The organism is Cytobacillus firmus NBRC 15306 (assembly GCF_001591465.1).
Lineage (GTDB): Bacteria > Bacillota > Bacilli > Bacillales > Cytobacillaceae > Cytobacillus > Cytobacillus firmus.
This window is the reverse complement of record NZ_BCUY01000121.1, coordinates 1-8,339: the sequence shown is the minus strand read 5'-3', so window position 1 is coordinate 8,339 and position 8,339 is coordinate 1. Positions and strand designations below refer to the sequence as shown.

Here is an 8,339-nt window from a genome sequence, read left to right as displayed (position 1 = left end):
CAGGATTAAACGCTCCAACAATCTCTTGGTAATAAAGAGGTATAATAGGAGCATCCTCCGCTACAAAAGCTTGTATTTCCTTAATTAAACTTAGACGTTCATTTTCATCGTATGTCTGTTTAAGTTTTTCCCCCAATTGGTCAAACTCAGGGTTCTTGTACCCCCCAATATTGACAGACCCAATAGCTGGATCGGAATGAAATAGATCATTCATTCGATCTGGAAATAGCTGCATGGTGTTGGACCAGCTCCAGACACCGAGGTCGTAATCTCTGCCTTTGCTGACATCAAAATCAGGCCACATTAATGAGTCTACTGTAGTTGAATCCATTGCTTTTACAGCATTTTTGATTCCTACTTCATTTAATGCTTCAGATATTAATTCAGCAGTTCTGATTCTAATTGGGTTGCCTGAATAAACCAAAGTCGTTAAGTCAATTTTTTTCCCTTCTTGGTCTTCTCTAAATCCATCACCGTCTTTATCAATAAAACCAGCTTCCTCTAGAATTTGTTTGGCTTTTTCCTTATCAAAAACTGGCTTTAAGTCAGAATTAAAATAGGAAGAGGACGGATGAATAAATCCAGGGCTCCCTACTTCTGCGTAGCCAAGTAGCACTGTTTTTACCAAATTTTCTTTATCAATGGCAAAATCAATAGCTTGACGAAATGCGGTTTCCGTCATAGGGTATTTCTCTGCATTAATTTGAAACAGGCTTGTACTGTATCCTGGCCCCCTTACAACTTTCAAAGCAGGGTTGGAACTAAATTGTTCTACAAGTTCAGGAGATATACTTGACGAAATTACATCCAGCTCGCCTGCCTGAAGGGCATTATACATTGCAGTTGTATCTTCAATGATCGGGAATATTAATTCATTTATTGGCGGAGCACCTTTGAAATAATCTTCGTTTGATTTCATTTTGTAGTACTGGCCAGATTTGTGTTCTTCCAGAATATAAGGCCCACTTCCAAGTGCATTGGTTTCATCATCAGGAGTACTTACTTCAGACCAGATATGTTGTGGTAGAATTGGCAAATCTGCAAGAGGCTGAATCATGAAGTTGGGGTCAGCCTGCGATAAATTTAATGTTATACCAGTTTCACCGCTTACCTCTATGGACTTTATTGTTTTTAATGGATTCGTAAATCTGGATTTCGGATATTTGATGAAATATTCCATTGTGAATTTAACATCATCTGCAGTAAGAGGTTTACCATCGTGCCACTTTACGTTATCATGCAGAGTCAGCTCATAGGTTAGACCATCTTTGCTAACTTTAAAATCCTTTACCAACCAAGGTTCCGGCTTATTATTTTCATCTAAATTAAACAGTGTATCGTACAGTAAATTGACCAAATCTAACCCTGGATACCCTGTAACATACGTATAAGGGTTTAATCCATTCTCATCTTTTGAAATGCCGACTTTTAACGATTGCACTTTCTCTTCGGCTAGAACAAGGTTGAAACTTGATAGAAGTAACAATATTATTATTCCAACACTAAAAAATGATCTTTTCATTTTCACTCCCCCTATTTAGTAGTGATCTAGATTATCTATTTGATTAGTTCTTGTAAGTGGAAGTTTCCTTCTCTTCTGTATGCTTCGGCAAGGGCAAAATGCCCATGAGTTGCCAGACCATGATAAACATGAACAGCTTTGTCTAACACTCTATGCATTGCTCTTCCTTTTTCTTGATGGTTTTTTAATTGGGAATAACCAGGTGATAAAATTTCTACTGTTTTGGAATCAAGAATTTCATCAAAATGCATACCGCTAAATTCCATTTGACTTTCAAGCATGTCCATTGCCTTTTCTTTTTTCTCCCAAACTTGAGAAATATCAACGACAGTATTTGGGTGATGAGGTGTCATGTAGTAGATGGTCGGAATGGGGTGTGGGGATAAACCGGGAGTTTCTTCTAATGCAAAATCTCTGCTTGCAAGTGCAATAGATTCAAGCAAAAGGGTCATAGCTGGCCTACGGTCAGGATCTAAATCATGGAAGGAATGCTCTGGATCTTGGGTGATAATAATATCTGGCTTAACTTCACGTATCAACTTAATCAACTTAATTTTGGACTCCTTACTTAAATCCACAGTCCCATATTCAAAATTCAAGAAAGAAATCTTGACCCCCAATATCTCTGCAGCATTTCTAACTTGGGGCTGGCTTGTTTCCCTGCAAAGCATAATGCTAGCATATGACTCTCCCCCATTTAAAACATTTTTAGCTAATGCTCCACCGCATTCAACTACTTCCATACCATAAACACCAAGAAATAAAATTTTTTTACCTTTTGACATTACCCTACCTCCTTATAATGTTCAGTACAGTACCCCGCTATCGTATATTGGGTATTAAAAACTATAATAATACTGAATTATCATTTTGTAAATAGAGAATTTTTAGAAAATTATTTATTTTTAGTATTCAGATATTTTTTGGCATGGCTTGTTTACTGTTTACATATCATGTAGCAAATAAAGAGGAGTTGATAATTTTGGGAATATACCAGTTATTTGTTCTAACAACAATAGCTTCTTCGGCTATCGCAGCCATTATTTTATCCATAAAATTCAGACACAAATTATCAAAAATGCAAGCAATGGTTATCACAATGGCAATGGGAATGAATATAGGTTTAACAGCCGGAGTCTTGTTTGGAACATATTATCAAGGAGATTTGTATACTTCTACATTGGTTTCTGCTGGAATTGGGGTTATTGCAGGATTAGCTAGCGGAATAGCATTTGGTATCCTTCCTTCATTAGAAGGGTTTATGTCAGGTTTAATGGGGGGAATGATGGGAGCCATGCTTGGTGAAATGGTTTCCCAGAATCAAGCTTTCACCATGTTAAATATTTTACTCACTCTGACAACAAGTTCACTATTACTATATAATATCCTATCAGCAAAGAGCTCTATTGATGAAAAAAAATGGTTTTTAAAGCCTGTTTTAACTTTTGTCCTTCTTTTTTCCTTTCTTTATTTTGGAAATCAGCTAGATAAAAGCAAAGCCTTCTCTAACTTTAGCTCTTCACAGGCCGGGCAGGATCATAGTGAGCATGGAAATACTAAAAACTTGAATGCTAATGAAATCGTTTTAACTGTTCATCCTTCAAAGTTTTCCTATGACCCTTCAGAAATAACGCTTAAAAAAGATAAGGAAGCTTCTCTTATATTAAAAAATCTTGATAATACGGATCATGACATTGAAATAAAGGAAATAGCTATTAAGACTGAAAACAATCAACATGGTAACCATGGCACTGCGCAGGCTGATTTTCATCTCCATGCATCTGGAAAAAGTGAAGCCACTCTGACATTTACACCTCTTAAGTCTGGGGTATTTGAATTCTATTGTTCTATTCCTGGTCATAAAGAAAATGGCATGATAGGTACAATTACAGTAAATTGAGAAAGGCCATCCCTTCTGTATTGCAAGAGGGATGGCTTTTCTTTTACTATTTTCAAATTAGAATGTTCAAATTACTTTTACATAATGATATCATTCATATTTTGGAATTGCTCTTTATCTGCATCTCGATAATTTTTGTGCTTTTTTATGTACACAACCAATAAAACCACACATGTATATTCATCTGCACCATTATCAAAATGCACAATAATTTACTATTAAAGCAATAAATTTCCTCGACAATTCTATTAAAGACTCCAGTACGTAATGGTATCAAGTACTCCAATTATAAGCATTATGATACCTGTAATTTTTTGAACAATAGCCCCTATTCTTCTCCCCTTTTTCAAAAACTTCCCTCCTAGCTCTAGATACCAAATCAGAAATACAGAAATAATTAGAGGAAGAGAAGTCCCTATTGCAAAGATTGGAGGCAATATCATCCCATAATTTACTGAGAGTGCCATTGGCATCAGAGTGACAAAGAATAACACAAACATTGTAGGACAAAAACCAAGGCTAAAGCTAACTCCCATAAAGAAGGCTCCAAATCTCCCTTCCTTTTGAAAGCTCTTAAAAAAATCCCCTAGTGATATTGATTTCCTGAATTTAATGAACCCCAGTAAGAATAAACCGATCAAAATAAACATTGGTCCAATAATTCTCCTTATCCAAGGAAAATAAACGGTCAAAGAAGTCTTAATTTCACTGCCGAATATCCAAACTAATAAACCAAAACCAGAAAATACAGCTATTTTACCCAACGTAAAATACAAAACTTCTTTCCAAGCGATATTTTTTTGTATAGATCTGCTTCCATATAATGTAATTGCCCCCAAATTCCCGGTGAATTGACAGGGTGCCAGTGCCCCTACAAGTCCCAATATAAAAGCTGATATTATGGGAATGTCTTTAGTGCTCAAACCAATATTAATTAAAGGCTGGCTAAAAAAGTTGCTTATTATGCTGAAAAATTCATACATTTATAATACCCCTATTCTTGTATGACAATGCCAAATCCATTTGCTGAAAAAAATGAAAATCCTATTTTGTTCACTCATCATTCATAACATTTAATTATGAAGATTTTATGAAGAAATACAATATTTAAGGTATTTATAGAAAAAGGAAAAGTAACCTCCTGTGTCTTTAAACGAATTTTATTTTTACTAATAGAGTGGGGGTTATGTGTTGAAAAAAATATCGTAATATAATTAAAAAAGCCGATCTTTGAATGTTCAAAAATCAGCTTCAACCTTTCTAAAGGAAAAGTGTAGATAAAAAAATGCAGCCTATCAGCAGTTAAGGATATAAATCATCCTTCATTTCCACTTACTTCCTCAGCGTCCCAATAATATTCACTGAAAATCTCCGCAAACGCTTCAATAGAATGATCAAGTTCAGTGTTGTTATTTTCTACTCCCCCAAACTCAAGCAGCATGGACTGGCTGGAAAGGTCTTGGTTATAAACTCCGTTCCCATCGTCTTTTGTTTTAATAAATACACCTCTGCTAATCCCTGGATACTTTTCTTCTAGTTTTTTGTTTAATTCTTTAGCTAATGCAAGGTTCCTTTCGTAGTTTATATTTTCCTTCCCGACTATAAAAAATAATCTTGCAAATGGCTTACCGTTTATCATAGTAGTTGTTAGTTTCTTTGGCTGGGAGTCTCTGTGAATATCAATAAGATAATTAATGGAAGAGTTTTGGGCCATTACCTCTTTTACTGTTTCTCTTGATAGAGCATAAGAATAATTATAATTCCAATTTTTCTTTTTCAATTCTTCTGTAACATTAGATGTACTATGATTTGCTCCTATCCCTCGTTTCATTAATTCATCTTTCAGCTTTTTACCCACGGCTATAATATTTTTACTTTCATTTAAACTTACAGCTTCATTAGCCGTTTTTTTTCCGGGAAGTAAAGGCAAAAAGGCCTCCCAGCTGTGTGAATGATAAATATACGCAACATCTTTTCCGGTTTTAGTGATTGGTGAAGCTCCCTTTTCTTCTGTACCTTTTGGTTGATCTTGGTCTTTTTCTGCCTGCTCTTTCTCTTTCAACAGCATCTCCAACGGTGGAGCTGATTCAATAGGCAACGTGGTAAGGTCTGTTCCGAGACCTGCAATGGCAATTTCGGTGTTAAAAGTAGAGAATCCAGGTATTTCTCTGCCAAGAAAAGTCCGAATGTCTTCTGGCCAAATATTTGTAAAGGTGAGAAATACAACTTGGGAAATGGAGGGCTCTTCTTCTTCCGTAATACTTGATTTTAGCGGACCTATTTCAGTAGACATTAGCCTTAGAAAGAAATTAGTATGCACTTTTTCACTAGTAGCTGTTATTATGGAAGAATTTAATCTTTCTTTTAAATCAAGAAAGTTTATAAAAAATGTAATACTAAAAATCAAGAAAAATAGGGATAAATAAATCCAGTGAACTCGTATAAACAAAATAGATGTATTCTTCCTTTCTTTCATTTGTACCCCTCCGTTCTATTTATTCTGTTTTCTACTCAGAATATATGAACAGAAGAAGGATAATAGAATAGAATCTAGGAAGAACTTTTAAATCTAATAGAGTTTGTATTTTTTCACTGTGATGAGCGGGCTTTTCATTTTGATTTCAATTCATACAAACAAAAACAGGCACCTCAGGTGCCTGTTTATTGCTTATTGTACCATTTGACGGCAAGCATCTGCGCATTTAAAGCAAGCATCTGCACATTTTTGACAATGTTCATGTTGATGTTTCTTGCATTCGTTTCCACATGCTTCACAAATTTCGGCACAAAATTGACATATCTGTTTTATAAAGGGGCTATTGGATTGCATCGTTTTTGCAGCAAAAGCACAAATATCTGCACAATCACGATCCATCCGGATACAGTCTACCATCATTTTCAAATCATCCTCGCGAAGGCATGCATCATAACAAATATTGCAGGCCTCCATACATTCAAGACATGCCTGAATGCATTGTTCATAGGTTTGGCTATACATAGGATCATCCTTTCCAATATTCTAATTCATTAAATAGATTCCCCCTGCTTTAAGAAAATAAACTGCATAAAAAATGCATAATTTTGTATAGCCTCATTCAACAATGTACTTGTATTTAATTATTTTGCCCTAAAGTAAGTTTTCGGACAACCGTACCCATTAATGGAATATTATCTACTATAACTAGTCCTGATAGATCTATATTATGTAGTGTATCCCGGTTAATATTGGCTCCCCAAAGCCTAACTGTTAATGGATTAAGCGCGTCCATTAACACTCCTGCAAGAGGGTTGCTGCTTCTCATATGCTCAATCATAAAAATCTCTCCTTCAGGCTTACATACTCTTTTAAGTTCCTTTAACCCTTTTACCGGATCAGGAACAGAGCAAAACACACAGGTTGAAACGATAGAGTCGAAAGTATTGTCAGGGAATGGAAGGACTTGGATATCAGCATTCATCAAATTCACTTTAAAATCTACTTGTAATTTTTTTTTCTTCTTCCTTGCTAAGTTGAGCATTCCTTCACTAAAATCTACGCCAGTTAAGGAATTAATATCTTTTGGATAATATTTAAGGTTTATTCCTGTTCCGATCCCTACCTCCAGAATGTCTCCTCTGACATTGGCCAATAGACTATTTCTCCATTCATCCTTAATCATCTTATCCATCCAGTCATAGAGAAGAGAAATTCTGTCATATCTTTGTATGATCACTTCATTTCTTGAAATATCCATTTCTTCACACCTATCTTTTTGAGATTAGTTTCTCAAAAAAGTATGGATTTTTAATGGATTTGAAGTCTCCATTGTAGCAGGAAATGATTAGGGGGTTTTCGGGTTATAAAAACGGTTGATCTCCTTACAATGATTAGGAGTCTGCCTGTACTTTGTGATCCTCAAAGAATTATTTGTTAACCGATAGATATCCTTTTTAAAGAATTCACTATTATCTCTATTAAAAAAGCCGAATATATACAAGAGAAAAGGCTTGTATACATTGGCTTTGCTAATATGCTTTAAATATCTAATAACTTCTACTCAATTGGTGCTAGTTCACTTTCAATGATCCATTTGTGATTATCTACTTTTTCGCCGGTTGTGGTAGTAAAGTCAAGCATATAGACATTAGTTTCGACCGCTGATTCAATGACCGCTTTTGCTCCGTCCATACCTTCCATATGATCTGCAATAAGGGTAACTTCTGTACCAGGTTTAAGAGGCTCTTCCCCAGCGTATTCAATTTCCTCATGGATGACCCATTTATGATCTTTTACCGGCTCTTCTCCAGTCGTAGGATAATACGTAACAGAGTAAGCAGTAGTCTCATATGCTCCTGCAATGGTTGCTAGCGCACCTTTCATGCCTGGCATATGATCTGCTTCAATTATGGCCTGACTGCCGATTTCAAAAGCTGGATTCTCAGCTTCTTCAAGTTCATCAGGAACGTCACCTGAACTTGACATTGTCTCAGCAAAATGAACTTCAATTTTTTCTTTGATTTCTAAAGCATTAAGGCGCACTTCATTAAGCAGTCCTTCGATCTCTTCCGAGGAAGCATTTGGTTTGTCTGTATTTTTAGTTATGGCCTCTAAATGCTTTTCCGTAGCGTTTAAACGATTAAGTAGATCGTCAATTTCTTCTTTATATTCCTTGTATCTCTCTACCTCTTCAGCAGATAAAGGGGGTTCTTCAAGGGATGCTCTAATTCCCTTTATCTTAACGATAATAGCATTCACTTTTTTGTCTATTTTAGCTAGATTCTTCTCAACGGTCGATTCAGCTTTAACTTGTGCACTGTTTTGCATTTTGACTCCCATATTGTGGGCATCTGCAGAAACTCCCCCAGCTGAAAAAACGATTCCGAGCGATGCCAAACCTAATCCTGATATTTTTAAAATTTTGTTGGTCATTGTCTTCC

General features: G+C 35.7%; 8 protein-coding genes. 1 reads left to right on the top strand and 7 read right to left on the bottom strand.

Annotated features, from left to right (window positions below; genetic code table 11):
• Together BFI01S_RS20095 and BFI01S_RS20090 are read right to left on the bottom strand one after the other, a co-directional pair.
• Positions 1 to 1,522: ABC transporter substrate-binding protein (locus BFI01S_RS20095; RefSeq protein ID WP_061794181.1), on the bottom strand; the 1,522-nt coding region annotated here is incomplete at its 3' end.
• A 35-nt stretch (positions 1,523 to 1,557) separates the two neighbouring features.
• The gene (locus BFI01S_RS20090) at positions 1,558 to 2,307 is read right to left on the bottom strand and encodes a PIG-L deacetylase family protein (protein ID WP_035332169.1); all 750 of its coding nucleotides are present in this window, start codon (positions 2,305 to 2,307) and stop codon (positions 1,558 to 1,560) included.
• Positions 2,308 to 2,504: 197 nt separating this feature from the next.
• Between BFI01S_RS20090 and BFI01S_RS20085 the strand changes: the two genes are divergently transcribed.
• Positions 2,505 to 3,422, top strand: coding sequence for a plastocyanin/azurin family copper-binding protein (locus BFI01S_RS20085; protein WP_035332167.1), 918 nt, complete (start codon positions 2,505 to 2,507; stop codon positions 3,420 to 3,422).
• 248 nt (positions 3,423 to 3,670) lie between these two features.
• Here the strand turns inward: BFI01S_RS20085 and BFI01S_RS20080 are convergent, their stop codons facing one another.
• The 5 genes from BFI01S_RS20080 to BFI01S_RS20060 form a co-directional block, all read right to left on the bottom strand.
• Positions 3,671 to 4,405 carry an urease accessory protein UreH domain-containing protein gene (locus BFI01S_RS20080; protein ID WP_019380872.1) on the bottom strand — a complete coding sequence of 245 codons (735 nt, stop codon included), beginning with the start codon at positions 4,403 to 4,405 and terminating at the stop codon, positions 3,671 to 3,673.
• A 332-nt stretch (positions 4,406 to 4,737) separates the two neighbouring features.
• Positions 4,738 to 5,898, bottom strand: a complete 1,161-nt coding sequence (spoIIP, locus tag BFI01S_RS20075; RefSeq protein ID WP_061794180.1) for a stage II sporulation protein P — start codon at positions 5,896 to 5,898, stop codon at positions 4,738 to 4,740.
• A gap of 192 nt (positions 5,899 to 6,090) precedes the next feature.
• Positions 6,091 to 6,420 (bottom strand): four-helix bundle copper-binding protein, encoded by a 330-nt coding sequence (locus BFI01S_RS20070; RefSeq protein ID WP_061794179.1) that lies wholly within the window; start codon positions 6,418 to 6,420, stop codon positions 6,091 to 6,093.
• A gap of 115 nt (positions 6,421 to 6,535) precedes the next feature.
• Positions 6,536 to 7,156, bottom strand: coding sequence for a class I SAM-dependent methyltransferase (locus BFI01S_RS20065; RefSeq protein WP_061794178.1), 621 nt, complete (start codon positions 7,154 to 7,156; stop codon positions 6,536 to 6,538).
• Positions 7,157 to 7,455: 299 nt separating this feature from the next.
• Positions 7,456 to 7,941, bottom strand: a complete 486-nt coding sequence (locus BFI01S_RS20060) for a YdhK family protein (RefSeq protein ID WP_061794182.1) — start codon at positions 7,939 to 7,941, stop codon at positions 7,456 to 7,458.
• Positions 7,942 to 8,339: the final 398 nt, after the last annotated feature.

Excerpts from the sequence above, each read along its gene's own strand:
- BFI01S_RS20070 (WP_061794179.1), bottom strand. The coding sequence starts at position 6,420 with ATGTATAGCCAAACCTATGAACAATGCATTCAGGCATGTCTTGAATGT.
- BFI01S_RS20065 (WP_061794178.1), bottom strand. The coding sequence starts at position 7,156 with ATGGATATTTCAAGAAATGAAGTGATCATACAAAGATATGACAGAATT.
- spoIIP (WP_061794180.1), bottom strand. The coding sequence starts at position 5,898 with ATGAAAGAAAGGAAGAATACATCTATTTTGTTTATACGAGTTCACTGG.
- BFI01S_RS20090 (WP_035332169.1), bottom strand. The coding sequence starts at position 2,307 with ATGTCAAAAGGTAAAAAAATTTTATTTCTTGGTGTTTATGGTATGGAA.
- BFI01S_RS20080 (WP_019380872.1), bottom strand. The coding sequence starts at position 4,405 with ATGTATGAATTTTTCAGCATAATAAGCAACTTTTTTAGCCAGCCTTTA.